Genomic DNA, 25,893 nt, shown 5'->3' with positions numbered 1-25,893 from the left:
CTCCTATATGTGATAAAGGACATTATCACATATAGGAGAGCCGACGCCGGCGAGGATGTCTGGCCGGGCTGTCTCCGCTTAACCGCTTCTAAAAGAAGGGGGCGACGAAATGCGCTTCCCTGACAGACAGAGTTGGGCTTGGGGTATTCATCATAAATGAGTGATGCCATCGGGTATTGCCATTCATGCCTAACACCGGTTGAGCGACCGCCCTCTAAAATCTGGTTTTGGTAAAAAGTCACACTATTTTGGTGAATATTACCAATATTCAATTCTAAGCTAACGCCGCCATTGAAAATATAAAAGTCGCCATCATTTCTGGTAATGCAGTCGTCTTGGCTGCCATTATCAGGATATCGACATGGCAAAATGTCCTCTAGGAACAACGGCTAAAACCGGCGAAAAATGCCCTGAGAGCGGCGTGTGGCAATCGCTTGATACACCTTCAACAACAGCACCCATCGCGGCTGGCAATACTATGCCTCCACACAATGGGAAAGCCGTTACGTGGAAACTTATTAAATACGCATAACCACCACACAGTGGGTATAAAAGGTGATGCCGCATTTAAAACACGGCATCGCCTTTAGTTAATAGTGGATGTTTTGGCTACTGCGGTTTATTTTCTCCGACCGTTACAGATAGCCCAGTTTCGCTGTATCTGTCTGTCGATGCAGCCATCATAGCCACAATCTCCTAAAATTGCGGTTGAGATGGTCGCTTCGTCGCAAAGCTGATCGATTCCACCATTGTTACGTTGATTGCCACCACCTAAGGAGCAGGCTGGGTGATCGCCAAGATCAACACGATACTTGATCGATTTGAATATGACATTGCGCAGTATGAGCACGGTCTAGACACCTTTGACCAGGCCATCCTTACCTCAATGGCTGAAGGAGTGGCTTCCGCCCAGGAAGACGGAGCGTGAGTGGTCGGCACAATCCGGCCGTCACCCTCAACGCGGTACCTGTCGGGTTCGATCATAAAGCGAAGCTGCGGATCGGCCGCGTGCCATACGTTATGGGACCGGACCTCGATGCGCTTCGTGATGAACATCGAGGCGTTCACCTCGTGCGTACACGTACGGGGGAATACACCGAGGTAATCGCCCGCACCGACGCCGATCTTCCTGGGGATGTTTTAGAGGTCGAAGCAGGAGAGGTTCCCCACATCGTCGCCGGCCTCGTCCGCGAGTGGCTGTTGGACCATCTACTTGGTCTCAAGCGACCGGTTATGCTGCGACATCATCGCGTCATGCTTATCTCAAACAAGGATACCGACGATCTCCTGCACACGAGCGCGCCAAACGGCGTAAAGCTTCCGGCATGGCTCGGCGTCCGCGTCGCATACACGTTCGACGACCGAGTCGTTGTGCGAGCGGACGGTCATCGCGACGTCGTGCTCGTCTGCGAGGCCCGTTCGCGCATCTTCATTGACGCCCCGGTTTCTGACCTTCTGGAGCGGCACATGAACGTCACGGGACTCTACGTCCGGCGAAACTCGTCGCAGAGCGACGCGCGCCTGATGCCGCGGCGAGAACTCGTCGGGCGCATCCGCGAGGTTGACGGCTCGGACTTACGACTAGATGACCACATCGACGACGTCGAGATGATTGCTGCAAAGGAAGCGTTCCTCGAACCCCGTGCCGAAGTCCTGGAGCGCGTGCTTCGCGTGGTCGAGCCGCACTGCTGGTCTGACATCGTCACTAAGCTGTCGAGGAAGCGTGCGACGGTCGCTTCCGGCCCCGACCGGCTGAAGCGGATGGCCACAATGTTCGAGTACCTCGCGAAGCAGAAGCCACTGCTTGCACCTGGGCTCGCCGTCGATTTTGGCTCGATGATCTCCGTAAGGCGCGACCGTTTCCCGCCGTCGGAGACGATCGAGAAGCCCGAGCTGATCTTCGACCTCGGCGGGAGGAAGACCGACCGCTGGAACCAACGTGGTCTTGACACGCACGGGCCGAGCGATCGCTACCAGTTCACGCCGAAGCAGTTGAACATCGCAGTGATCTGCCAGAAGGCAAAGGAGGGACGGGTCGAGACGTTCGTCGAACGCCTGCTCAGCGGGCTTCCCGGTAAGGTCGGCTTCCTGCAACGCTTCTCACTGGAGAGGCCGAATCTCAAGCAGCTCTTCACAAGCCGGACGGCGTCGGCGAAGGATTACCTGATCGCGTGCAACGAGGCGCTTGACTGGATTACCGACAAGGGCAAAACCTGGAATTTGGTGCTTGTGCAGATCGACGATGGCATGGCCGCCCTCAACGGTGACGATAACCCGTACCTGGTCACGAAAGCGTTCTTCCTACGGCACGGAGCCGCAGTGCAGGACGTTGAGCTAGAGACGATGGAACAGAGCCCAGAGCAGCTTGTGTACTCGTTGAACAATATAGGCCTGGCAAGTTACGCGAAGCTTGGCGGCATCCCGTGGCTCCTGCCGGCTGATCAGAAGGTGGCCCACGAATTGGTATTCGGCCTTGGCAGTTACCAAGCCAACACGAGCCGAATGGGTCCGAAACGGCGCTTCGTGGGCATCACGACCGTCTTCACTGGGGACGGTCGATACTTGCTCGGCAGCCGTACGCGCGCCGTACCCTTCGAGCAGTACACAGAGGAGTTGCTCAAGGCCATACAGAGGGCCGTCGACGAAGTCCGGGAGCAGCAGAACTGGCGACCGGACGACCCCGTCCGTTTGGTGTTCCATGCCTTCAAGCCGATGAAGAACGCCGAGGTCTGCGCCGTGCAGAAGCTGATGGAGGGTCTCGGGCTCGCGCACGCGAAGTACGCCTTCGTGCACGTCGTCGACGCCCATCCGTTCCTCCTATTCGATGAGGAGCAACGTGGCGCGAACGCGCCGGGAGGGTCTAAGAAGGGTGTGATGGCCCCACCCCGTGGCCTATGCCTCCGTCTCTCCCGACACGAGGCGCTTCTTGCATTAAAGGGGGCCAACGAGGTCAAACTGGCATCCGATGGGCTACCCAGGCCGGTGATCCTGCGTTTGCACCGCAACTCGACGTTCGACGACCTTGTATATCTATCCCGCCAGGTGTTCGCATTCTCATGCCACTCCTGGCGTAGTTTCTTCCCGGCTCCGATGCCGATCACCATCGGTTACTCGGAGATGATGGCCGAGAAATTACGACTGCTGCAGGACGTCGATGGATGGTCAGAGGATGCGATCGGCGGGCTGATCGGCCGGACGCGGTGGTTCCTATGATACGTCCTCTGCTTGTCCTTGTCCGCGAGGCACTGGAGGACAAAGTCGCGCAGACCCGAGATGATGACCTGCTTGGTGGGTTCGGCGCGTGGTTCGGCGTCCTGACGCCTTCCTTCACGACTCCGGATACCCGCGGTGTATGGAGCTACCAAGGGGTCGCGGCGGATGCCATCGGCGCCGCGCTAGGCCGCGTCAATGCGGCCGAGCTAGCGTCTGGCCTGGAGTGGCTGTCCGCTCGGAAGTTCTTCGGTGCCAACCGCGGTGGGTGGGGTCTCGAAGGCGATCCCGTCGCCGTGCTTGCACTCGCCGTCGGTATGCTCGCCGTGCTACCCGCGGATACCCCCTACAGGCCCTGGGTGGTCGAGTTCGCCGGGCAGGCTTTACAACATGAGAATGACCTCTGGCGACGCTCCCTCCTTTATGCTGCGCGTAGTCTTTTCGGCAAAACCGAGTGGGAGCACGTCGCCGCCGACCTTCAGGTCGCTCTCGAAGCGAAGGGCCTCGCATCGACAAGCGAGGCCCTTCGGGAGCAGGCACGGCAGATTGTGTTCGCGAGCGACAGGGATGATTCGCTGGAGCGCGCCATCGTCCGGCTGGCTGCACTTCAGCGCCTGCTCGACATGGAGGGTATGATCGACCTCCGTCAGACTTCTGTGGCTGATGTGGTCGATGTGCTTCGCCGCGTTCCCGATGCGCTCAAACGGTGGCCGTGGAACTCGCCTCGACAGAGGAAACCAGCGGTCACGTGGGAGATAGCCAGCGAGTACGACGTACAAGCGCTGCTCTTCGCCGTGATGCGCCCACTATTCGATGACCTTGTTGACGAGGAGCACCTGAAATCGATCGGCTACAAGCATCCCCGAGTCGACCTAGCGATCCCTCGGCTGAGACTGATTGTCGAGGCGAAGTTCTTGTACGAGTCCACGCAGTCAGGCTTGGCGAATATCATTGAGGAGGTCTCCGCCGACACTGGCCTCTACCTGAGCCAGGACAACGGCTATGACACTATCGTCGTTTTTATATGGGACAACACCGGTTCAGTGCAGCATCATAGGGCGCTCGTGGCTGGGATTCGTAAGCTGGGGGGGGTCACGGATGCGATCGTCGTCAGTCGTCCTGGAGGGTGGAGGGAGCCTTAAAAGGTTGTTGAAACACTGAAAATCCTGGCGCCGTAGACACTATCCATATATGGCGCCCGTCAAAGCAGAATTAACCGGCGTTACTGGCCGTAATGAGACGACACGCATATTTACGAGGCCCCCACTGAAAAGCAAAAGTTTCAGATACCTCATGCCAATAACCCTCGGGGTGTCTGGAACCGTGGTTCGCTCCCATGCAAGAGCATTCGCAATGAAAACCTTTGGCGTTCCAGCATGCTGGAGCACACTTTTGATGCTCCTTATAGAGTTGAATGACATAAGTCTTGCCAAAACGTCGCAGCGTTCGTTTAACAAGCTCGTCAAACCAGGAAAGAGGGGCTTCCCAGCACTTGTACTTGTGATTCCACTCAGGCTTGTGTCGCCTGTCCCCGCGAACCCAGTCGAAGTTATTGGGTGCGTAGGGAATACGCAAAAACACAGGATGCGGGCGATCTTGGCGGTAAATAACTGGAATGGCCTTTTGGCGCCATATTTCGCGTAGACGAGGATCTTGGCCGTCCATAATGCCGTGTCACACGTTTTGAATCGCCCGGCACTTCGGAAACTGCGAACACCCCCAGAAGCTATTACCGGCATTGGCTCCCTTCTTTACCTCCCTGAGCACCATGGGGCTTCCGCACCTGGGACATAACCGCGGCGCATCCCGGTTGTTGCGCGATTTCAGACGGCGAACATGATCGCGTGTGGTCGCCAGGTCGGGCTTTAGTCTCCCGCTACTGATCGCCTCGACGATCTCATCGACCTCAGCGGCAGAGAAAACCGGTTCCTTGAATGATTTGATGTAGCGGATATAGCCGCCGGCGTAGGTCACATTCGGCGGCATTGGGGTTTTGAACGTGCTGCCGCCGACAAACACGATGACCGAATGCAGCGTCGCGGCCGGGACATTGAGCAGGGTTTCCAGCGCCTTGAGGTGCTTGTAATTCTGGCGCAGCGGGTTTTGAAACTTGTTGGTCGTCCGGTAAATCTTTTGAGTCCAGGTTGGTTGCTGTTCACCCCCGAAGATCCACCCCGAGTAGTTTTTGGTCTCGACGACGAAAACGCCGTAGCGCGACACGAACACATGATCGATCTGGGTGGTCCCGTCCGGCGTCGGCAGCGTCACATCGTGCAGCGCCCGGTACTCTGCCTTATCCAGCCTGAGCCAGGCCGCGAACCTGACAAGCCACTCACCTACCAATCCCTTGAACCAGGGCGATTGGATGATCGCCGCCAGAACCGCCAAGGGAATCAGCCACTTCATGGCATGCCACAGCGGTATCAGCAATGGGCTGAAATCCATCATTACGTCCTCCCTTTTGAATCAGTTACTCACCGGCCGGCCCCATCGACCAATGATAGACGGCAATCAGGGCTTACCGATGAGGGCAAAAATCTTGACATTCATGTCGGCCAGCACCGCCGTTGAACGATCGCTGGCAATCAACACCTCGAACGGATACGGTCTGCCGACGAAATCTTGCTATCGTGTTTTCGTTCCTGTAGCGTTAAGCAGAAAGAACGATAACGTGCGATCGGCTAAACAAGAAAACACGAAAGGAAGAAAGAACGAAATATGAAAACCATCGTATTAGCCAGCCAGAAAGGTGGGGCAGGGAAGACAACGCTTGCTGCTCATCTTGCCGTGGCGGCCGAGAGATCAGGGGATGGCCCTTGCGTACTGATTGATACGGACCCACAAGCATCCCTTGCCGCCTGGTGGAATGGCCGCGAGAACGATACCCCCAGTTTCGCACCAGTGACCTTAAAGGAACTTCCCGCCAAGCTCGAAGCGTTGGCAAAGGCCGGTTATGTTTACGCCTTTATCGATACGCCACCAGCTATTACGGAATCAATCCGCACCGTGGTAGGTCAGGCCGACTTTGTTCTGATTCCGACACGCCCAAGCCCTCACGACTTACGGGCCGTCGGCCGTACCGTCGAACTTGCTACCGACGCAAACCGTCCATTTGCGTTTGTCGTTACTCAGGCTAAGCCAAATAGCCGGCTCACGGTTCAGGCTATGGCCGCCTTGTCAGCGCATGGCGTTGTGGCGCCGGCGATTGTTCATGACCGCGTGGATTTCGCCGCCTCGATGATCGACGGTCGCACGGTTCTTGAAATTGATGCGCGGGGACGCAGTGCTAGCGAGGTCGCCGAGTTGTGGGTGTTCGTTAAAGAACGAATGAACGAAAGAAAGAAAACACGAAAGAAATAAGGAACGAAATATGTCTTCCAAGAAAGCCGCAAATCTTTCTCCATCGCTGGTTGCCGTTAAAGGCGCGGCGATTCCGCCAACCGACGCCGTTGGTCGGCAGCCCGAGGCGCCGCAGGTATCCACGACGGCCAGCGCGCCACTCAATTTCAAGGTCGATTCCGACTTCCGCCGGCGCTTCCGACAGCGTGCTGCTGAAGCCGATTTGAAATTGAACGAACTCTTACGCCAGGCATTGGATGCATGGGAGAAAAGCCGCGGCATGCGGTAGTCACGCCAGGGCATAGGCTTACCGGAAGGGATTTTCGCCATGACAAAGACAAAAAAAGCTGCGGACTTGGATAAGCCGGTGGTTCCGCCGAGCGAGGCGGACTTTAAGGGGCAGCAACTCGACCTGTTCCGTTCTTTTCTGTGTAACAGCGAAGACGAGCGGGCGCGGTTATCGAATACCTTCGACCTTTGGGACAGCGTGCCGCGTTATGCCGTGTCGCGGCAGCAGATGGACAAGATACGCAAGGCCAAGGGCTTTCTCGACCTGCAACAAGTCGAGTTCCAGTATCGCGGTACGACTCTGAAGACCATTATCCAGGCCGCTCGTGTTCTCGACGAGAAGACTGGTATGAGCAAGGATTATTACCCGTCAGCCACTGAAGAACTGATCGAAGATGCTTTACGGAAGATTGCCGCCGACCAGCAAAACGCCTTTTTCGACAGGCCGAATTTCCGCAGCGGCGTTGTGTTCACGCTCTATATGCTGCGCGAGGAATTGAAGAAGCGCGGCCATACCCGTTCCTATCAGGAGATCATCTTAAGCCTGCAAATATTGGCGCGCAGCACCATCGAAATTCGCACCACGGACGGGAAAGGCGGCGAGGCCTTCGCCGTGAGTTCCTACTTTTCCGGCCTTTCAGCAGTCACGAAAGGGCGGCTGGCCGAAGACCCCCACGCCAAGTGGATCGTCCAGTTTCACCCGCTTGTCACGCAGGAGATCGACGCGCTCACCTACCGGCAATTCAACTATGCCCAGATGATGAGCCACAGGACGCAGCTTGCCCGGTGGCTCCACAAGCAACTGTCCCTGAAATTCACCTTCGCCAGTCTGATCACGCCCTTCGAGATGCGTTACCGCACGGTTAGGCGCGATAGTGCCTTGCTGGACAGCTATGGACGCGAGCGCAAGGCCATCGAGGCCTTGGACGCTGCCCTTGATGAATTGGTAACGGCGCGGGTTCTGGGCAAGTTCGAGAAGAAGTCCCTGCTGGGGCTGCGCGGCAAGGTCGAGGACGTGGTTTATACCCTGTTCGCGTCGTCCGAGTTCAGCCACGACATGAAGGCTGCCAACAAGCGCAAGCAGATTGCCGAAGAGCGGCAGACAGAGACCGGGAAGTTATCCACAGCCCCGAAAAACCGGTAGGTATAGGGGGCGGGTCGTCGCCATTTTCGGTAGGTATAGGGGGCGGGTCTCGGTAGGTATAGGGGGCGGGTCTCTTTTTTTAACCGTTTTGCCGCCGCTAGAAGACCCTGAATCGGTAGGTATAGGGGGCGGGTCGCCGATTTTTCGGTAGGTATAGGGGGCGGGTCGCCGATTTTTCGGTAGGTATAGGGGGCGGGACCGGTAGGTATAGGGGGCGGGTCGCCGATTCTTGACACTTCAGCGCATGTACTCGGTAGGTATAGGGGGCGGGTCGTTTTTGCAACCAATTGAAACAACTTATAAAAAAGCCTGTTTTTTGCCCCTTATCCTTTTATCCTTTTATTTATTCTTTCTTTTAACCATGCTCCCCGTGTGGATAACTTCCAAACCAGCCCGGACACCCTTCCAAAAGGAGCGCGGCTTTAATCGCCGCGCAACCTGTTTCGATACAAATAAGAGCTAAGAGCAAGAACAAAAGGAGTTCGCGCCCTTCGGGACGCTCACAACCTGTTTGATTTGATAAGGAGTGGCCGCTTAATGCGGCCACAACCATCCAGGGCGCGGCCTACTGGCCGCGCGAAAACCAACGACAAGAACCGCCAAAAAGCCGGACACATCGGACCTAGCGGCACCGCCGGAATGCTTGGCGGTCCATCAGCGCGGGCAGGCGGGATGTCCCTCTGCTCCAATCCCTTCGCACACGGACAGGCCCTAAAAGCCGGTTTTATAGGGTAGAGGGCGGTTTGCCGTCCCAAAGTCCTTCGCAATCCCCACCGTCTTCCGTCAATTCAGCGTCGGCCCTGCTTTGCACGGATGCGGTTTGGGCGTACCATGTAATGTAAGATAACGTAATTATGTAATTAACGTTTGTCTGTTACATTTCCTGGAGGATCTTTGTCATGGCGCGTATAGGCATTTCCGAACAACAAGTTTTCGAGGCCGCCGAGCAGCTCTTGCAGAGTGGGCAAGCTGTCACCGTGTCCGCCGTCCGCGAGGTGATCGGCAGCGGCAGCTTTTCCACCATTAACGTCATGCTGGGCAAATGGAAGGAGACCAACGACCATCGCCGCCCCACCGACGCCCCGGACATGCCGGAGAGCGTCGCCCGCGCCATGCGTCAGCTTTGGGGCGCGGCCTGGAAGGAGGCGCAGGACGGCATTAAGGCCGAGCGCGAGGCCTTGGAGGCTGCCCGGCGGGACATGGAGCGCGAGCGCCGCGACATGGCCGCCGAAATCAGCCGTCTCGAAACCGAGAATGCCGCACAGGCCGAGACGATGGCCCGCTTGACCGTCAGCCTGGAGGACAAAGCTGCCGCCCTCGACCAGGCCGAGAAAGCGGAAACCGTGCTACGCATCGAGAACGCCCGACTCGACGAACGGGCCAAGGCCGTCGAGAGCCGGGCGGAAGATTTAAAACAGGAACTTGCCGAACTTCACCGCCGTTTTCTGGAACTGGCCGAGACCCGGCGCGAAGGGGAGGAGAAGCCAGCCGGCAAGACCTCCAAAGCCAAGCCGGGCAAATCCGATCCTGGATAACCCGATTAACTCGAAGCCGGCGACGGTCAGTCCTCCTCCTCATCAGATCCGAAGAGTTCTTCTTCGTTGGGCACGGGATTCCACACAAAGCCCTGGAGCTTGCCCAGTTCCGCCGTGGGCTTGGCTGGGGATGTGGGTTTCCGGGCGGCGGGCGTTATTGGGGCATTGGGGAAAGGCGCCGGCGGGGATGACTGGGTGGACGGGACTGACGAGGCCGCGGCTTTGCGTTGCCGAAGCCGGTACAGGCTTCGGCGGAAGGCGTCATAGTTCATGGCGATCCAGCCCTGCCGAGACATGACCTCCCACACCGTTTTGACCGTATAGCCGGCCTTCAAGGCGTCTTCGATCTCCTCCCAGTGTTTCAGCAAGCGGGCAGTATTGGCCCGCTTAGCGGTGCCCTGTTCGGCCGCTTCGGCCAGTAAATCGATCAAGCGTTGGCTCATGGCAAGGACTTAGGAATGTTCTGTCTGACGGCTTGGAAAGCGCTGCATGTCTCGGGCATGTGGGCTTAATGTTGTCCCAACAGAGTCCCACTATAACGCATTCCTGGCGTCAAACCGTCTCGTTAATGTCCCGTACTGTCCCAAAACCGACCGGAAACGCCGCAACAACGGCTGAAGACCGCTGGTGACAGGTAAAAACAAGGCCTGATACAAACCAATACAGCGGAAAACAGCGTAGAATTAGGGGCAGGATATGCGAAGTACAGGTACCGGCAATCCGGTCCCAGTCCTTCGCGCCCCTCCTTATTCGCCCTCCGTGCTCAACGGAACTCCCGCCCTGCGGGGCGAGCCGCTACCGCAGCTTGTTATGACTGAAGGAACGCCATGGACACGCCAACCCCCCTTCCGACCCCCACCCGCAAAAACACCACCCCCATCAACGTCTGGGTCACCCCCGAAGAGAAAGCCCAGATCAAAGCCCTCGCCCAACGCACCGGCCACAGCACGTCGTCCTTACTCCGAACTCTCGGTTTGGGCTACGAAGTTCGCGGCATCGTCGACCATCAGCAAGTGGAAGCACTGGCCCGTATCAACGGCGACCTAGGCCGGCTGGGCGGCCTTTTGAAACTGTGGCTGAGTCGCGATCCCCGAACCGCGACGGTGGACGAAGCCACCCTGCGAGCCGTCCTGGCGAAGATCGAAGACACCCAGGACGAAATGATCGCGGTGATGAAGTCGGTGGTTCGCCCCCGGTCCCAACGATGACCCGGGAGCCAGGACCGCTTCACCCTGCCGCGGCGGACCGGGTGACGTGGTGGACCGATCTCCACGGCCTGGGTTACCCGTCCGGCAACGGACGACGGAAAGGGCAGGGCGGTGATCAGGGCGAATGTGAGCGGGTCCGGAGCGGACCAGAGGCCGCGCCATGATCGCCAAGCACGTCGCCATGAACTCGGTGCAGAAGAGCCATTACGGCGAACTGATTCACTACCTCACCGACGGCAAAGGCAAGCACGAGCGGGTCGGTGCGGTGCGCAGCAGCCATTGCCACAGCGAGCGGCCCGACGCGGCTGTGCTGGAGATCCTCAACACCCAGGCCCAAAACATCCGCGCGGCCTCCGACAAGACCTACCACCTGATCGTCAGCTTCCGGGCCGGCGAACAGCCCGCCGCGGCGATCTTGGAGGCCATTGAGGCGCGGTTGTGCGAGGGGCTCGGCTATGACGGCCACCAACGGATCAGCGTGGTGCACGACGACACCGACAACCTGCACCTGCACATCGCCATCAACAAAATCCATCCGCTTCGTTACACCCTGCATACGCCCTACAACGACCACAAGACCTTAGGTGGGCTGTGCGCCGAGCTGGAGAGCCGCTACGGCCTGGAGCCGGACAACCACCAGGCCCGCAAGCGCGGTTCGGAGAACCGGGCGGCGGACCTGGAAAGCCATGCTGGGGTCGAGAGCCTGATGAGCTGGCTACGGCGGGAATATCTGGACGCCTTGGTGGCGGCGCCGAGTTGGGAGGCCTTGCACCGGGTTCTGAACGACCACGGATTGACCCTGCAGGGCCGTGGCAATGGCCTGGTGATCGTGGATGGCAGCGGGGTCCGGATTAAACCCAGTACCGTGGACCGGGGGCTGTCCAAGGCTAAGCTGGAAGCACGGTTGGGAGCGTTCCAAGCGGCCGGCAGCGGCAGCAGCGCCGGTGACAGCGACCGCAACAGCCGCAAGGACGGGCGGGAAACGGGTCAGGCAATCCGGCCGCCGGCTTCGGAACCCTCACGGTGCTATGAACCCCGGCCGGTGCGGACGCGGCTCGATACCGCGGCGCTGTTCGGCCGTTATCAAGCCGAGCAGCAGCAGCGGGGGACGGAGCGGGCCGAGGCCTTGAGTCGGGCGAAAGCGCGCAAGACCGCCGCGCTCGAGGCCGCCCGGCGGGGCGCCACGGCGAAGCGCGCCGCCATCCGGTTGATGGTGGAGCCCGGCGCCGTCAAGAAGCTGCTTTATGCCCGGGCCAGCCAAGCCCTGAGGGATGAGAGCCGGCGCATCCACCAAGCTTATTTGCAGGAGCGGCAGGGCATCGCTGAGCGCGGCACACGGCTCACCTGGGCCGATTGGTTACGACGGGAAGCTACGGCCGGGGACTGGGAGGCTTTGATGGCGCTGCGTGGCCGAGAGGCGGCGCAAGGGCTGAAGGGGCGGACGGTCTCCGCCACCGGCACGCCGCGGCCCGGCAGACCGGTTCCGCTGCAACAGGACAGCGTCACCAAGCAAGGCACGGTGATCTACCGGACCGGGGCCGCGGTGATCCGCGACGATGGCCAGCGGCTCAAGGTCTCCCGCGGTAGCGGTCCCGAAGCCCTGGCAGCGGCTTTGACCCTGGCCCTGGAACGCTATGGCGAGTGTCTGTCGGTGACGGGCAGCGAGGCGTTCAAGGACCAGGTCGTTCAGGCCGCGGCGGCGGCCGGATTGCCGGTGCGCTTCGACGATGCCGAACTGGAGCGGCGCCGGCAAAGCCTGATGGTTGGCGGGATGTCCCCGGACTCCCGGCAGACGGCCCAAGCTTCTCCAGAGCCGAGACCGACAGCGTCCGGTTCCCATCCCCCGGTGGTTAGCGCGGATGCCCTGGCCGCGGCAGACCGCTACATCGCCGAACGCAACCAAACCCGGCGGATCATCACCGACATTCCCGAGCACCGCCGTTATCAAGCCGGCGATGCCGGCGAGCTGCGCTACGGCGGACAACGGACCCTGGACGGACACAGCCTGGCGTTGCTGCGCCAGGGTGAGCGGATGCTGGTGGTGCCGGTCGACGAGCCTACGGTCTTGGCCTTACGGCGCAAGCTGGTGGGGGATGTCGTGACGCTGGATGCCGAGGGCCGGGTACAGAGCAAGTCCCAAGGACGGTCGCGGTGAACGAAACCGGCACGGGGGATCGGGTGGCGCTGCCGGCGACGACCCGGAGCCGTTACCTTACCGCCGAGACGGCGCTGAACATCCCTACGCCGGAGGGGACCGGCGATTGGCACTTCGCCGAGACCTTCGAAGGCTACGGCGGGAGGCGTCCGGGGCGGTTCTGCGTGGCCGGCGTGGATACCCTCGACACCACGCTTTGGCTGGGACAGGAAGGCCTCTTCGATGCTCGCAGCCGGCTGGAGCCCTATGGGCTGCACCTACCTCCGGGACCGGTCTACGCCGCCGATCACTACCGTGCTCTTGCCGACCGGGTGATTACCGCCGTGGTCGCCGGGGAAGCGTTCGAGGACTGTCTACTACTCGAAGACTGGCTGCCGGAAGCGGAGGAACAGGAACGGCTGATGCGGCTGCTGGAAAAGGCCAGACCTGCACTCAGCGCGCTGCAATGGCGCAGGATCGTCGCTTGGGGAAAACGATAGGACCCACACAGCTAGGAGAAAACGGGGTGGGAGTTTTAAGGCGCAGGTCAGTTTCGATGGTTTAAAAACGATATAAAAACTGTTGTATGAATATGGCGAATGTGCGATACATCCAGCATGTCATTTGAATACGATCAGGACAAAAACATCGCCAACCTGGCCAAGCACGGAATCGATTTCGAGCAGGCGCAAGCGCTGTGGGAAGACCCTGAACTGTTGGAGATTCCCGCCAAAACCACGGATGAGCCGCGCTTTCTCGTGATCGGTCGAATCGGCAGCAAACATTGGTCTGCGGTGGTGACGTATCGAAACAGCCATATCCGCCTGATTTCGGTCAGACGGTCGCGCAAAGAAGAGGTGCAACTGTATGAAAGCATCTGAATTTGATCAGCAGTTTGATGACGGCGAGGACATTACGGCCCTGCTCGACTTGAGCAAGGCCCATCGGCCTGGCCTCGAAGCCAAGCGCATCAATGTCGATTTCCCTTCCTGGATGGTGCACTCGCTGGACAAGGAAGCGCATCGTCTCGGTGTGACGCGTCAGTCGCTGATCAAGCTGTGGTTGGCCGATAAACTCGATCATCTTCGGCCCCATACGGGGTGAAACCGTCTTCGGCAGCGGAGCGCTGTGTCATACGGCAACTTGCCGCATACTGGCCGGCAGGAGGACAACCCGATGCCCGCAGCCACCCCAACCGCCCGACTCGAAGCCCGGATTCCCACCGATCTGCATGCGTTGCTCAAGCGCGCCGCTGAACTTCAGGGGCGCACGATGACCGATTTTGTCATTGCCGCCGTGCAAGAGGCCGCTCAGCGCGCCATCGAGGAGGCCGACGTCATTCGTCTGTCATTGGCCGACCAGGAATGCTTTGCCCGTGCGCTGCTGTCTCCGTCGGCGCCAGCGCCATCCTTGAAGCGCGCCTTCGCCCGTCGCAAGAAACTGCTGCGCGCCGAATGAGCCGGGTGCCGTTCCTCGTTACGCCGCTCGATGCCGCGCCCGACCGCACCCGGTTCGGCAGTGGTTCCGATCCGCTGGATCGGTACTTGCGGGAGCAAGCTGCCCAAGACGTTCGCCGCCGCGTAGCGGCTTGCTTCGTGGCGCTGACCGAGGAGCCTCGTATCGCGGGGTATTCACCCTGGCCTCGGCAAACCTGCTGTTGGCCGATCTTAAGGATCGATAAGGGGTAAGAGGCGGATCATACTGCCCACTCCGTACCGCCCCAAGATCAGGATGCTGCCGATGGCCCGTCCGCGTGCGGATCACGCTCCAACGCATCCAACGACTGACCGCCCAGCAATTCGGACAGGGTGAGCCGGGTAACCAAAGGCGGTACCGGAAGCGGTAATAGCGGAGAGTTCTTGTCCATAAACCTTAATTGCGCGGGGCGTTCCGAACGGTTTGGGATCGGTTCCATGGTGGAGTCTCCTGATGGGGTGAAGGTGTCGAAGAAGGGAAATCCAAATCATCGGATACCATGATCGAAGGGATTGGCTGGAAATGCCAATCCGTGATCCACCTTGATCCAGAAACAAACGATCGGGATGAATCCCGATAGAGGCGAGGGCACACCCATGATGGATTTCGCTATTCACCTGGAAGCCAGCGATCCGGCCCGCAATATCCGCAGGTCCTATAGCATCGCCGCAGGGCAAGACCTGTTCGGCGATTGGATCGTCGCCTTGAACTATGGCCGGATCGGCGCGAAGGGCCACACCAAAACTGTCCAGGTAGCCGACGAAGCTGCCGCCTATTCTTATGTCCGGAAGTGTCTTTGCAAGCGCAAAAGTGCGCCCAAACGCATCGGGATTGACTATAAGGTAAAGGGTATTGTTGGCGCTTGGGATGATATCCAATGGGATATGGAGGATTTAGCGGTCGCATGACGAAAAGCAATGAAGCGTTTTCCCGCGTCATTATCGACGCTCAGCTTAAAGACCAGGGTTGGAATATCAGCGACCCTAACAGCATCCGCTTCGAGTATGTTCTCAAGATCGGCCGCGCCGACTATGTGCTGTGCGACCGGTATGGCCGGGCTCTGGCGGTTATCGAAGCCAAGCGGTTTTCGATCAGTCCCGGCGAGGCTACGGAACAGGCCAAGGCCTACGCTCAGGAACTGAACGTCCCTTATATCTTTCTCGCCAACGGCAAGGAAATCCTGTTCTGGGAATGGGGGTGCGAGGCCTTCCCGCGCCCGGTAAAGACCTTCTTCAAGCAAAAGGACTTGGAGCAGCGCTTCGCGACGCGGCAACTACGCCAGGACCCGCTGACGCTGCCGGTTGATCACCGGATCGCCGGGCGCGACTATCAAAAGAACTGCATCGACTCCCTCTGCCGCGAGATCGCCCAGGGGCGGCGCAAGCTGCTGGTCGAGATGGCGACCGGCACCGGCAAGACCCGCACCGCGGCGGCCTTCATCAAGCGCCTGTTTCAGGCCAACGCCATCACCCGTGTGCTCTTCCTGGTGGACCGCATCCCGCTGGCGAAACAAACCGAGGACGCCTTCAGCGAGCACCTGCCGGACTATCCGGCCTATGTGCTGCGCGCCGGCCGCCGCTTTCAGGACGAAAAGCAGATCACCATCACCACGCTGCAAAGCATGGTCAATATCTATGGCGATTATTCGGCGGGCTATTTTGATCTGGTTATCAGCGATGAATGTCATCGCAGCATTTACGGTAAATGGAGCGGCGTGCTGAAGCATTTCGACGGGATACAGGTCGGTCTGACCGCCACGCCCTGCACGGCGGGCGATGATTTCGACGACGAAGAGGACAAACTGTTCGTGCGCGACACCCTGCGCTTCTTCGAGGTGGACAAGCCGACCTTCAGCTACAAGCTGAAGGATGCCATTCGGGATGGCTATCTCGTTCCTTATCACATATACAAGGCGCTGACCGTCAAGACAGCGGCCCAAGGCGGTTTCGAGGTCAAGCGCGACGAGCTGGACTGGTCGGCCATGGATGCCGAGACCAAGGCGGAATTCGAGAAGCTGTTCGCGGGCCAGGCCAGTATCACCATCGATCCTTCCGCCCTGGAACGGCGGTTCACCATCCCCGAACGCAATCGCGCCATTGTCAGGGAGTTCCGCCAGGTGCTGGACAACGGCTATCTGGACGCGAAGGGCGTGCTGCGCAAACCGCTGATCGGCAAAACCATCGTCTTTGCGGTCAACAAGCGCCACGCAGAGACCCTGGCGACCATGTTCGACCAGGCCTTCGCGGATCGTAAGGAATTCCCGGAGGTGCGCTATGCGGATTTTGTTGTGTCCGGCATGGGCAGCGACGACACCCTCGATGGCATGAGCAAGATCAAGCGGTTCAAGAAAGAGCCATACCCCAAGATTCTGGTCTCGGTGAACATGCTGGATACCGGCTTCGACTGCCCCGAAGTGGTCAATCTGGTATTCACCCGCTTTACCCGCTCCAGCATCCTCTACCAGCAGATGCGCGGGCGCGGCACGCGCAAGATCGCGGGCAAGCCCGCTTTCACGATGTTCGATTTCGTCGGCGTCTGCGACTTCCACGGCGACGAGGACGAGATCATTGAAGGCGGCGTCATCCGGGAAGTGCCCAAGAAAAAGAAATACGAGCCGCGCCGGCTCCTGGCGCTCGACGTGGACGACCATATCGATCCGACGACGCGGGAATGGATCACCCTCGATGAAAACGGGAACATGGTGTTCCCGGCGGTCTCGGAGCAGAAGGCCGCCGAACTCGGCGCGCGCTTCGAAACCTGGCTACTCACGCGCAGCGACCTGAGCCCGAATGAAGAAAGCTGGCTGCGCGTCATCGGCAACCAGATACGGGCCAATGCCGACACCCTGGACGAATTCACGGCCGGGCATTTCGCCTTCCATCCCTTCACCCTCATGGGCGGCTACGCCCAAGCGGTGCGAATCTTCGGCGGCGAGGACCGGCTCTATGCCGTGCTGATCGCGATGAATGAGGCGGTCTTCCCGAAGCACACCCCGACCAACCAACCCAGCACGGCGCCACGTCAGGCGCTGCATTAGCCAACTCAGGATGCTTTCATGCCTTTAACCCCGGACATGCGCCGGTCCATTGACCAGATCCGCGATTACCTCTACGGCGGCGGCTATCCCGACCCCGTGACCAATGCCGAACAGCTTTCTTTCCTGTTCTTCTTCTACCTGATCGAGGGGATCGACGCCGACAATCTGCGCAAAGCCAAGGTGCTTAAAACACCTTACGAAAGTATGTTCGCGGGTGAATGGACGCTAAAAAATCCGCTGAACGCGCCAGTCAAGGACCAAACCACCCTCCCCCGCGAGCGGTTCCGCTGGTCGGTCTGGGCGAAAGGGTTGTCCGGCGAAGGCCTCGTCCGCTTCGTGCGCGATGAAGTCTTCGCCTTCTTCGGCGAGCTGGGCGAGCAGGCCGCCCATAACTTCATGAACGGGGCGCGTCTGACCATCGACGAGCCGACCGTGCTGACCCAGGTCATCAACCTGGTGGACAACCTCCGCCTGGATCAGGCCGACGCCGACACCAAGGGCGATTTGTTCGAGCATGTCCTCAAGCAAATCAAACAGGCCGGCGAGCTGGGCCAGTTCCGTACCCCGCGCCATATCATCCGCACCATCGTCGAGATGATCGACCCGCAGATCGGCGAAACCATCTATGACCCGGCGGCGGGCACGGCGGGGTTTCTGGTCGCGGCCTACAACCATATACGCCTGGCAAATTCCTCGCCGGCGGCGATTCAGGAAGCCGAAATCGACGGCAAGACACAGCGGCGCGGTTTGGGCGACAAACTGTCGGCGACGCAGGTTTCGGCTCTGCAAACGGCGACCTTCTTCGGCAACGATGTCGATCCGAAGATGGTGCGGCTCGCCACCATGAACCTGACGCTGCGCGGGCTGCCGAATGTCCGCATCCTGCTGCGCAACGTACTGACCACCACGCTCGATCCGGACAAGCGGGCTGAGCTGCGCCTTCCGGCGGAAGGCTATCACGTCGTATTGGCCAATCCGCCCTTTTCGGGGCGGGTGGACAAGGACCGCATCGTCGACGACGTGAAGGTGGGCACGTCCACGGCCACGGAACTCCTGTTCCTGAAATACATGATGGACAGCCTCCGGCCGGGCGGTCGGTGCGGCGTCATCGTGCCGGAAGGGGTGTTGTTTGGCTCCACCACGGCCCACAAGGAGCTGCGCCGTCAACTCATCGAAAACAATCGCGTCGAGGCCGTGCTATCCCTGCCTGGCGGGGTGTTCCAGCCCTATTCGGGTGTGAAAACCTCCGTGCTGCTGTTCCGGAAAGGCGGCAACACCGAACGGGTGCTGTTCCTCCACGCCGATAACGACGGCTATAAGCTGGACGCCAACCACGACACCCCCATAGACCAGGACGATCTTCCCATGCTGGTCGCGGCCTACCGCTACAAGGATGAACGCTGGTTGGACTGGCTCACCCGCGACGCGGCGCAGGAGTGGCCGCAAAAGTGGTGGTTCGCCGATGCTGCCACGCTACGCGCCAATGACTTCAACCTGTCGGCGGGCCGCTACCGCCCGATGAACCAAACCGCCGTGGAGCACCGCGATCCACGCGAGCTGCTGGATGAGTTGGCCGCTATCGAAGCGGAGATTATGGAAGAGGTCGAGGCATTGCGTGAAACGTTGTCTGGTTGCTCCCTATGAGCATTAGCGTAAGTGCATATCCCTCCGCCCTATTGGGCGAAGTGTGTCGTTTCGTCGGTGGCGGGACACCATCGAAAAAACGGGAGGATTACTTCAGCGGAAATATCCCTTGGGCAACTGTAAAAGACTTTAAGACATTCAGGATTTCAGACACAGAAGATCATATTTCTGAGGCTGGCCTTGCTAACTCCGCATCTAACCTTGTGCCAACTGGCACAGTATTGCTTGTGACCCGTGTAGGTCTAGGAAAAGTCGCTATTGCAGAACAGCCTTTGGCTATTAATCAAGACATTAAAGCCGTTATTCCAAAGAGCGAGATTCTTCCTGATTTTTTATTTTGGTTCTTGCTCTCTCAGGGAGCCGCGATTGAAAGAATGGGAGCAGGAGCAACGGTAAAGGGCGTTACCCTGAACGATGTTCGCGCAATCAAAATTCCAGTTCCGCCGATCCCAGAACAACGCCGCATCGCTGATATTCTCTCCCGCGCTGAAGGGATCGTCCGGCTTCGGCGCGAGGCCCAGAAAAAAGCCGCTGAAATAATCCCCGCCCTGTTTCTCGACATGTTCGGTGATCCGGCGACGAATCCGAAGCGATGGCGAATGACTTCGGTCGGCCAAATTGCAACATACACGCGCTACGGACCGAGATTTCCAGATAGACAATATTCCGACAAGGGTGCCCATATCTTACGCACGACAGACATGGGCTATAGCGGCGAACTTCGGTGGTTTGACGCGCCCATATTGCCGATGAGCACTGAAGAACTTGAAAAGTACAGTCTGCAACCAGGGACATTGCTCATCACCAGAACAGGAGCCACCATCGGCAAAATGGCATTGTTCAATGGAGCGGAGCGGCCCTGCATTGCAGGCGCTTATTTGATTGAGGTTGGACTAAGCGGGGATGTTGTGCCGGAATTCGTTCTACATTTCTTTCTCGGACAATTTGGGCAGTCTCAGCTTATAGGCGGCAGCCGTGCGGTCGCGCAACCCAACATTAATGCTCCTACGATCCGAGCTATTCCTATACCAGTGCCTGATTTTGATATTCAGGAAGCGTTTGCCGACCAGGTCGCTGAGATTGAATCTATCCAATCCCAACAAACTTCCGCAACACAGAAGGCGGAGGCGGTTTTCGACGCGCTGCTAGCCAGAACATTTATCGATTCTTGAGGAAAGTTACATGGCTTCAGGCCGTGGAACATTTCGACGCCGCCACGCGCGGCTTGGAAATCGCCATCGATGCCGATGAGCCTGCTGCTCTCGCATTTTTCGACAAGGAGCTGACATCTATATGAGTCAAAATCTGCTGATCCTGGGGGCTGGCGCCGACCGGACTCCCGGCATTGGATTCCCTCTGGCCACTACATTGCTGGCAGAGGTGACCCGTTATTTGGCCGGACCGGGAAAGCCGGTGGATGAAGCCTTGCGGGCAATGCTGCCGGGCATGCGCTTTAGCTTCAATGCCATGATCGCACGGGCTGTGGACAAGATCGCCACTCGTGAACCTCACGAGCAAAAGGCCATGGTCCAGCGAGTCCAGGACGCTATCGCCGGGCTTCCGCCCGAAAAAGAGGATGTGCGGAAGCATGGCGAATTGATCATTCGGCTGTTCAACAAGTTGGCGACGATTGCCGAGCACAGCCAGCTCGACAAAGAAACGGAAGATCTGATCCGCGAGGTCTTCCCTCGGGATGCCGACGACTTGATCGACAGCGACTCCATCCTGGACATCCACAAGCTGTCGCTCTCCGATACCTTCAAGACCGTGCTCAAACGCACCCTCAAGATGGGCCTGAGTTCCGACCGTCACGAGGTCGCCGCCGCTCTTAGTGCCGACATGCTCAACATCGAAACCCTGCTGGTCGAGAAATTCCTCGGGTTCTATAACGACAAGCCGGCGGATATCAAAAACTACCTGTATATCTCCTGGGCTTTATGGGCCTTTCTGGTTTTTCGTCAGAATGAGGTGTTCGATAATCATGGGATAAACCCGCTGCCATTCTATGGCATGGTTCCACCAGATATTCGAGCCATCACTCTTAACTACACATCTTTTCTTCGAGAGCAGCTAGGTGTCGAAAACACCGTATATTTTCACGGAGGACTGGCCGAATATGTGCGGATGGATACGCGGGATTTGCTTTCCATCGAAAATGTCCAAGGCTGCGATCCTGCGGCATTCATCAAGGACATTGTAGCACCAACGGTCAATGTCAGTCACGACGACCCGCGCCGTCAAATCCATGTAATTCCAGCTTTGGTGCCTCCCCTCCGCCTAAAGCCTATCCTTTCTCACCGCTATATCGATTTATGGAGCAAGGCTTCCGATTGGGTGAAACAGGCGCAACGAATCGTGGTGGTTGGTTATTCGTTCAACAACGCCGACGAACATTTCAACGACATCCTGAGAGTGCACCCGGATCGCTACGTGGACATCGTCGTTCCGGAGGCGAATAGTCCCGCATTTCTGGGCCGAATGGAGAAGGTTTTCGGTACGGCGGCGAATCAATACAGTAAAGTCACGGTGGATGGGAAACCCGCTCTTCAGGCCAAGAAGATACGACTGATCGCGGCAACAGCCACGGAAATAGATCTGTCGGTTCTACTTGCTAGCAAAAATGGATGAATCTTTGATCGTTTCAGACATCCCGCTGGAGGGCAGTTCTCACAAAACGTTGAGATAGAAACGAATAGCTTAAACGGCGTTTTTTCTCGCCGAATTCAGTCCACCATCACACCTTACTCATCGCTCGCAGGTCTTTCAGCAGCCGGTAGAGAAGAGGGGTTCCCCCGGAAACGGCTCGGAGCCGAGAGGGGCATAGAAACTTTTGGCAGCCTCGTTCTTGGCATGGACCAGGATGGCGCGCACCCCGGCAATATCGGCCACCTGCAGGGTGCGGCGCACGGCGTCGGCAACCAACGCTGCACCCTGAGCCTGTTCGTTTCCCTTATCTCTCTTCCAGTGCGTGCCAGATTCTCAAAATTACAATATCGTCGCCGTCCTGGGCGGAAGCATTAATCAAGGTTGTCATGGGTAACAGGCACCCCGGATTTCTTCACGGCGGATTGCATCCGCCTTTCAACATGGGGAGCGACATCTTCATAGGCGGCATGCGCGGCCTCGGCGATGCTGGAAATGAGCGCTTCTTTTTGATGCACGGCGGTTTGTAGCCCAGCCAAAGTTCTCTGCACAAAAACGAAGTTATGGGCCACGTCCTGGTAGCCGACGTGGGAGGCTTTCTCGAATTCCCGGTTATCCAAGTGTGCGGCCACTTGGTCAAGCGATTCCCGCAACTTGTCCAAAGCCATCGCAACGCCGGCGGTCTCCATCAAAATACTGTCATCGAGTTCTTCGATGGCGGCGGTTCTGGCGTCAACGAGCACGACTATTTGTTGCGGATCGGCATTCATTCTTCAAACCTCGGACAAGGGCAGCAAGAGCGTGCGCGGGTTCATCGGCGAGGGGTGAAAGCCATGGGCTTCATAGAACCCCACGGCCTGATCGGACAGCGCGTGAACCAGGAGCGCCCGGACGCCGACAAGCTCGGAAACCTGAATGCTGCGTAGGACCGCATCGCGCAGTATCGCCTTGCCGAGTCCCCGCCCTTGCCAAGCGAGATCGACCGCCAAGCGGCCCAAGACCATCAAGGGGATAGGGTCGGGCATGTTGCGGCGAACGCGGCCGGGCGCGAGTTCACTCGTTATGGAACCTGTGGCGAGGCAGTAATAGGCGACAACTTGCCGGCCGGTACATAACACATAGGTGCGCGATGCGCGCCCCTCGTTGCGCAAGGCCCGCTGTTTCAGCCAATGGTCAAGAGTTGGCTCGCCACAATTGAAGTCCGCCACATTATGCGCGGCGGTGAGGGGGACAGGAGCGCTCCATTTTTGAACCTCGGACAATCACGGCTCCCACGGAGCTTTGGTCGCCAGCAATTTGCGCAGCTTGGCGTTTTCGCTCGGGGGCGCGTCCAGCAAAGCTTGGAATTTCCGGAACGTCTCGGGTTCCAGAGTAAATATCCTCTGGTCGAGGAGCACGTCCTCGGCTTCGCGGCAGGCGGTTTCCAGCATGAAGTCCGAGCGCGTTTTTCCCAGCAGTTCGGCGGCCCGATCGATCAGGTCCCGTTGCCTGCGTTTGGCGCGGATGTTGATGTTGATGTCACGAGGTTGAGAGCTGCTCTCGGTGGTTTCTGTTGGCCTCATGGATTTACCTTCATTGTTCCGGGGGCGCTGTTCTGTATAGCCCGGACGTGCGCACACTGTCAACACGAAACCAGCGCTATGACCATCCTAACCGTTGCTCATCACCCGCAGGTCTTTCAACAGCCGGTAGAGAATGAGCGGTTCCCCCAGGAACGGCTCGAAGCCAAGGTGGGTGTAGAAACTCTTGGCGGCCTCGTTCTTGGCATGGACCAGCAGGGCGCGCACCCCGGCAATATCGGCCACCTGCAGGGTGCGGCGCATGGCATCGGTTACCAAGGCGGCGCCCAAGCCTTTACCTTGCCAGGTTCGATCAACCGCCAGGCGGGCCAGCAACAAGATGGGAACCGGATGACGCGGCAGCCCTTTGGCCAGCCGCTCCGGCGCATCGTCATAGGCCACGTCGCCGACGACCAAGGTGTGAAAGCCCACAATGGTTTGGCCGACGACCGCCACATAGGTCTGCGAGATATTGGCCTGTTGGCCGGGCAGGGCGTGCAACCGAATGAACGTGTTCAGAGCCTTATGTCCGCAATCAAAGGTAGAGGGGTCATGCTCGATCGACAGCTTGGCGATGGACGGTTTGGGCGTTTCCTCCATGCGCCAGGCTTCAATCCAGGATCGTCGGTTCGTTCAACAGCCGCTCCATGCGCGGGTGCCGACGCGGCGGCGCATCCAGGGCCGCCTGGAAGGCTTCCCATTGTTCCGCATTCAGGGCGAATCGCGAACGCTCCGCCAACACGGCGCTGGCAGAATCCAGGGCACTTTCCAGTACGAACTGGCTGATGGTGGTATGCCGCTGCTTGGCGGCCTGCTGCAGAATCTGCTTGGCCTCCGGCGTGATGCGGATGTCCAGTTTCTCGGATCGGTGTCTTGGGGTCGGCATGGCGGCTTCCTATCGGGCTATAGACAGAACCTAGCACAATGTCATGACATTGACCAGACAACTCGGTTGCCGGCCGGTCTGCTCTTCAAATCCCGATCTTTTCTACCTCATCGAGCGTCAGCTCGTCCCGCCGACGGTCGTAGAGCTGGGTGGTCCGCGTGCTGGCGTGGTTGGCCATGGCGGCGGCCTTCTCCAGCGTGCCGCCGTTCTTGAGATAGGCGGTGATGCCGGTGGCCCGGAAGCTGTGATTGCCGGCCAGGGTGGCGATGCCGGCGGCGGCCAGACGGCGCCGCACCATGGCATGGGCATTGGCCTGGGGCAGGGGGGTTGAGGTGAGCCGGTCGGTGCCGCGGCCGATCGTGCGAAACAGCGGCCCTTTGGGATCGTCGCGCAATCCGGCGCCGTCCAGATAGGCGATCAGATAATCCTCCAGGCTGTGATGGCAAGGCATCTCGTGGCGCTTGCCGCCTTTCTCCCGCAGCCGCGCCCACAGCCGACGGTTCTGGGTGTAAACGTCCTCCACCTTCATCCCCACGGCCGCGCCGATGCGGGCGAACGAGTACACCATCAGCGCGATCAGGGCGCGGTCGCGCAAGCCGGCGTGACTCGCCGGCTCGATGCTGGCCAGCAGGCGGCGGGCGTCTTCGGCATCCAGCACCGGGGTCTTGCCGGTCTTCACCCGGTGCGACGGTCCGCGCACCGAGGACGCCGGATTGATCGCCACGACCTGCCCGGTCACCAGCCAGTCGAACAGATGGCGGATCGCCGCCAACTGCTGCTTCACCGTCGGCGCGGCTACGTGCCGGCCCTGGCTCTCGATCCAGGCAGCGACATGCAGTGGCTGAATGTCGGCGAGCGCGCCGGCGCCGGCGGCCGTACACCAGTCGAGGAATTCCGCGGCGGCCCGCACGTAGGCGCGGCGAGTGTGCGGGTTGCGGATCGCCACGGCGAAGAATTCCAGGAAGCGGCGTTGGGTCCGCTCTTCGGCGCCGGCGATCAGCGCCGGCAGCGCGGGTCCAACGTGTAGAACCAGGCCGGTCACGGGGATTGATCCGCCCGCCGCGCATCAACGATGCGCAACAAATGGTTGGCCAGCAGGATGATTTCCAAGGCCTCGGCCGGATCGTCCAGGTTCACGTCGCGGTGCGAATGGGGATTCTTGTAGGAACCCAAGGCGCCGGCAAAGAACTCCATGCGGCCGACGCGTTCGCCAGGATGCGCTGTTATATCAGTCAAAGGCCCTTTGTCCTGACTAAATGCCTTTCTCATCAGGGTAACGCCAAGCTCGTCATTCAAGCCGGAGGCTTCGCGTACCGCGACCTCCACGGCCTTCATCGCCTGAAATACGGCCACGTCGTACTCCCCACGCATGAAGGCGCGCCACACCGGGTCGGCGATCCGGGGATTCAACAGCTCGCGCGGCAGCAGGCGCGCCGTTTTGAAATCGGCAAAATCCGCCTCGCTTTCCATCCGCCGGGCGCGGCGGCTGAGGTGACGCCAACCGCTATAGCCGTTGGCGCCTGCCTCCGGCACAAGCAACCCTTGCGCCTCCAGCCAGGCCCAAGCTTCGGACACGGCCAACTCGACACGCTCCTTGTACTCCGACGGATAGCAACCGGGCTCCTTCACCAGACCAAGGCTCCAAAGACCGCTGGTCACGTCCAGCCGTTGCACTTTTTCTTTACGGCCCCGCAAGAACAGAAAGAGCAACTTGACCGCCAGCTCTTCGGGTTCGAGGGCGATCAGAACCTCGGGGTCGGGGATGGCTTGGACGAGTTCGCGCATGGGCT

Annotated in this window: 29 protein-coding genes and 1 pseudogene; 19 read left to right on the top strand and 11 right to left on the bottom strand. The window is 59.2% G+C overall.

Going from position 1 to position 25,893, the window contains the following annotated elements; translation table 11 throughout:
• Positions 1–787: 787 nt before the first annotated feature.
• The 3 genes from JWZ97_RS19895 to JWZ97_RS19885 are packed head-to-tail and all read left to right on the top strand — an operon-like array spanning position 788 to position 4,352.
• Positions 788–928 (top strand): hypothetical protein, encoded by a 141-nt coding sequence (locus tag JWZ97_RS19895; protein ID WP_205434858.1) that lies wholly within the window; start codon positions 788–790, stop codon positions 926–928.
• The gene (locus JWZ97_RS19890; RefSeq protein WP_205434857.1) at positions 925–3,213 is read left to right on the top strand and encodes a hypothetical protein; all 2,289 of its coding nucleotides are present in this window, start codon (positions 925–927) and stop codon (positions 3,211–3,213) included. The genes JWZ97_RS19895 and JWZ97_RS19890 overlap by 4 nt, the downstream gene beginning before the upstream one ends.
• Positions 3,210–4,352: a hypothetical protein gene (locus JWZ97_RS19885; RefSeq protein WP_205434856.1), complete on the top strand. Its 1,143-nt coding sequence runs from the start codon at positions 3,210–3,212 to the stop codon at positions 4,350–4,352. Before JWZ97_RS19890 ends, JWZ97_RS19885 begins: the two co-directional genes overlap by 4 nt.
• 532 nt (positions 4,353–4,884) lie before the next feature.
• On the opposite strand, the gene JWZ97_RS19880 is transcribed toward JWZ97_RS19885, so the two are convergent.
• A complete protein-coding gene (locus JWZ97_RS19880) occupies positions 4,885–5,655 on the bottom strand; it encodes an NERD domain-containing protein (RefSeq protein WP_205434877.1) in 771 nt (256 codons plus the stop codon).
• Between the two features lie 273 nt (positions 5,656–5,928).
• Here JWZ97_RS19880 and JWZ97_RS19875 point away from each other — a divergent pair, with 273 nt between their 5' ends.
• The 4 genes from JWZ97_RS19875 to JWZ97_RS19860 all read left to right on the top strand — a co-directional run bounded on the left by JWZ97_RS19875 (position 5,929) and on the right by JWZ97_RS19860 (position 9,516).
• The gene (locus tag JWZ97_RS19875; RefSeq protein WP_205434855.1) at positions 5,929–6,570 is read left to right on the top strand and encodes a ParA family protein; all 642 of its coding nucleotides are present in this window, start codon (positions 5,929–5,931) and stop codon (positions 6,568–6,570) included.
• A gap of 10 nt (positions 6,571–6,580) precedes the next feature.
• Positions 6,581–6,838, top strand: a complete 258-nt coding sequence (locus tag JWZ97_RS19870; RefSeq protein ID WP_205434854.1) for a hypothetical protein — start codon at positions 6,581–6,583, stop codon at positions 6,836–6,838.
• Between the two features lie 39 nt (positions 6,839–6,877).
• Positions 6,878–7,981: a replication protein gene (locus JWZ97_RS19865; protein ID WP_205434853.1), complete on the top strand. Its 1,104-nt coding sequence runs from the start codon at positions 6,878–6,880 to the stop codon at positions 7,979–7,981.
• A gap of 899 nt (positions 7,982–8,880) precedes the next feature.
• On the top strand, positions 8,881–9,516 hold the full coding sequence (locus tag JWZ97_RS19860) for a DNA-binding protein (RefSeq protein WP_205434852.1): 636 nt from the start codon (positions 8,881–8,883) through the stop codon (positions 9,514–9,516).
• A 26-nt stretch (positions 9,517–9,542) separates the two neighbouring features.
• On the opposite strand, the gene JWZ97_RS19855 is transcribed toward JWZ97_RS19860, so the two are convergent.
• On the bottom strand, positions 9,543–9,959 hold the full coding sequence (locus JWZ97_RS19855; protein ID WP_205434851.1) for a TraK family protein: 417 nt from the start codon (positions 9,957–9,959) through the stop codon (positions 9,543–9,545).
• A 384-nt stretch (positions 9,960–10,343) separates the two neighbouring features.
• Here JWZ97_RS19855 and traJ point away from each other — a divergent pair, with 384 nt between their 5' ends.
• The 7 genes and pseudogenes from traJ to JWZ97_RS19820 all read left to right on the top strand — a co-directional run.
• The gene (gene traJ, locus JWZ97_RS19850) at positions 10,344–10,724 is read left to right on the top strand and encodes a conjugal transfer transcriptional regulator TraJ (RefSeq protein ID WP_205434850.1); all 381 of its coding nucleotides are present in this window, start codon (positions 10,344–10,346) and stop codon (positions 10,722–10,724) included.
• Between the two features lie 160 nt (positions 10,725–10,884).
• The gene (gene traI, locus JWZ97_RS19845; RefSeq protein ID WP_205434849.1) at positions 10,885–12,879 is read left to right on the top strand and encodes a TraI/MobA(P) family conjugative relaxase; all 1,995 of its coding nucleotides are present in this window, start codon (positions 10,885–10,887) and stop codon (positions 12,877–12,879) included.
• Entirely contained in the window at positions 12,876–13,358 is a 483-nt protein-coding gene (locus JWZ97_RS19840; protein WP_240342623.1) for a hypothetical protein, read from the top strand. The genes traI and JWZ97_RS19840 overlap by 4 nt, the downstream gene beginning before the upstream one ends.
• 117 nt (positions 13,359–13,475) lie before the next feature.
• Entirely contained in the window at positions 13,476–13,739 is a 264-nt protein-coding gene (locus JWZ97_RS19835) for a BrnT family toxin (protein WP_205434873.1), read from the top strand.
• Positions 13,726–13,962 (top strand): type II toxin-antitoxin system BrnA family antitoxin, encoded by a 237-nt coding sequence (gene brnA / locus JWZ97_RS19830; protein ID WP_205434872.1) that lies wholly within the window; start codon positions 13,726–13,728, stop codon positions 13,960–13,962. Before JWZ97_RS19835 ends, brnA begins: the two co-directional genes overlap by 14 nt.
• Before the next feature lie 72 nt (positions 13,963–14,034).
• Entirely contained in the window at positions 14,035–14,316 is a 282-nt protein-coding gene (locus JWZ97_RS19825) for a DUF1778 domain-containing protein (RefSeq protein ID WP_205434871.1), read from the top strand.
• A pseudogene (locus JWZ97_RS19820) lies at positions 14,313–14,527 on the top strand (hypothetical protein); the annotation flags it as partial. The gene JWZ97_RS19825 and the pseudogene JWZ97_RS19820, both read left to right, overlap by 4 nt.
• Positions 14,528–14,584: 57 nt before the next feature.
• On the opposite strand, the gene JWZ97_RS19815 reads toward JWZ97_RS19820, so the two are convergent.
• The gene (locus JWZ97_RS19815) at positions 14,585–14,773 is read right to left on the bottom strand and encodes a hypothetical protein (protein WP_205434870.1); all 189 of its coding nucleotides are present in this window, start codon (positions 14,771–14,773) and stop codon (positions 14,585–14,587) included.
• A 127-nt stretch (positions 14,774–14,900) separates the two neighbouring features.
• On the opposite strand from JWZ97_RS19815, the gene JWZ97_RS19810 reads away from it, so the two are divergent.
• The 5 genes from JWZ97_RS19810 (at position 14,901) to JWZ97_RS19790 (ending at position 21,643) form a co-directional block, all read left to right on the top strand.
• A complete protein-coding gene (locus JWZ97_RS19810; RefSeq protein ID WP_240342622.1) occupies positions 14,901–15,242 on the top strand; it encodes a WGR domain-containing protein in 342 nt (113 codons plus the stop codon).
• Positions 15,239–17,371 (top strand): DEAD/DEAH box helicase family protein, encoded by a 2,133-nt coding sequence (locus JWZ97_RS19805; RefSeq protein ID WP_205434869.1) that lies wholly within the window; start codon positions 15,239–15,241, stop codon positions 17,369–17,371. Before JWZ97_RS19810 ends, JWZ97_RS19805 begins: the two co-directional genes overlap by 4 nt.
• An 18-nt stretch (positions 17,372–17,389) precedes the next feature.
• Complete coding sequence (locus JWZ97_RS19800; RefSeq protein ID WP_205434868.1) at positions 17,390–19,015, top strand: class I SAM-dependent DNA methyltransferase; 1,626 nt, start codon at positions 17,390–17,392, stop codon at positions 19,013–19,015.
• Positions 19,012–20,187 carry a restriction endonuclease subunit S gene (locus JWZ97_RS19795; protein ID WP_205434867.1) on the top strand — a complete coding sequence of 392 codons (1,176 nt, stop codon included), beginning with the start codon at positions 19,012–19,014 and terminating at the stop codon, positions 20,185–20,187. The genes JWZ97_RS19800 and JWZ97_RS19795 overlap by 4 nt, the downstream gene beginning before the upstream one ends.
• Positions 20,188–20,308: 121 nt before the next feature.
• The gene (locus tag JWZ97_RS19790; RefSeq protein WP_205434866.1) at positions 20,309–21,643 is read left to right on the top strand and encodes a hypothetical protein; all 1,335 of its coding nucleotides are present in this window, start codon (positions 20,309–20,311) and stop codon (positions 21,641–21,643) included.
• A gap of 135 nt (positions 21,644–21,778) precedes the next feature.
• On the opposite strand, the gene JWZ97_RS19785 is transcribed toward JWZ97_RS19790, so the two are convergent.
• The 8 genes from JWZ97_RS19785 to JWZ97_RS19750 form a co-directional block, all read right to left on the bottom strand.
• Positions 21,779–21,937, bottom strand: a complete 159-nt coding sequence (locus JWZ97_RS19785; RefSeq protein WP_205434865.1) for a hypothetical protein — start codon at positions 21,935–21,937, stop codon at positions 21,779–21,781.
• A gap of 95 nt (positions 21,938–22,032) precedes the next feature.
• Positions 22,033–22,428, bottom strand: coding sequence for a hypothetical protein (locus tag JWZ97_RS19780; RefSeq protein ID WP_205434864.1), 396 nt, complete (start codon positions 22,426–22,428; stop codon positions 22,033–22,035).
• Between the two features lie 3 nt (positions 22,429–22,431).
• Positions 22,432–22,866, bottom strand: a complete 435-nt coding sequence (locus JWZ97_RS19775; RefSeq protein WP_371822636.1) for a GNAT family N-acetyltransferase — start codon at positions 22,864–22,866, stop codon at positions 22,432–22,434.
• 54 nt (positions 22,867–22,920) lie between these two features.
• The gene (locus tag JWZ97_RS19770; RefSeq protein WP_205434862.1) at positions 22,921–23,220 is read right to left on the bottom strand and encodes a DUF1778 domain-containing protein; all 300 of its coding nucleotides are present in this window, start codon (positions 23,218–23,220) and stop codon (positions 22,921–22,923) included.
• Between the two features lie 87 nt (positions 23,221–23,307).
• Complete coding sequence (locus JWZ97_RS19765) at positions 23,308–23,817, bottom strand: GNAT family N-acetyltransferase (RefSeq protein WP_205434861.1); 510 nt, start codon at positions 23,815–23,817, stop codon at positions 23,308–23,310.
• A gap of 10 nt (positions 23,818–23,827) precedes the next feature.
• Complete coding sequence (locus tag JWZ97_RS19760) at positions 23,828–24,103, bottom strand: DUF1778 domain-containing protein (RefSeq protein WP_205434860.1); 276 nt, start codon at positions 24,101–24,103, stop codon at positions 23,828–23,830.
• A gap of 85 nt (positions 24,104–24,188) precedes the next feature.
• Positions 24,189–25,145, bottom strand: coding sequence for a tyrosine-type recombinase/integrase (locus tag JWZ97_RS19755; RefSeq protein ID WP_240342621.1), 957 nt, complete (start codon positions 25,143–25,145; stop codon positions 24,189–24,191).
• Positions 25,142–25,888, bottom strand: coding sequence for a TIGR02391 family protein (locus tag JWZ97_RS19750; RefSeq protein WP_205434859.1), 747 nt, complete (start codon positions 25,886–25,888; stop codon positions 25,142–25,144). The genes JWZ97_RS19755 and JWZ97_RS19750 overlap by 4 nt, the downstream gene beginning before the upstream one ends.
• Positions 25,889–25,893: the final 5 nt, after the last annotated feature.

The sequence above is a fragment of the Methylococcus sp. EFPC2 genome (assembly GCF_016925495.1).
Lineage (GTDB): Bacteria > Pseudomonadota > Gammaproteobacteria > Methylococcales > Methylococcaceae > EFPC2.
Note: the sequence above shows the minus strand (reverse complement) of the source record. Positions and strands in the feature narration are given on the sequence as shown.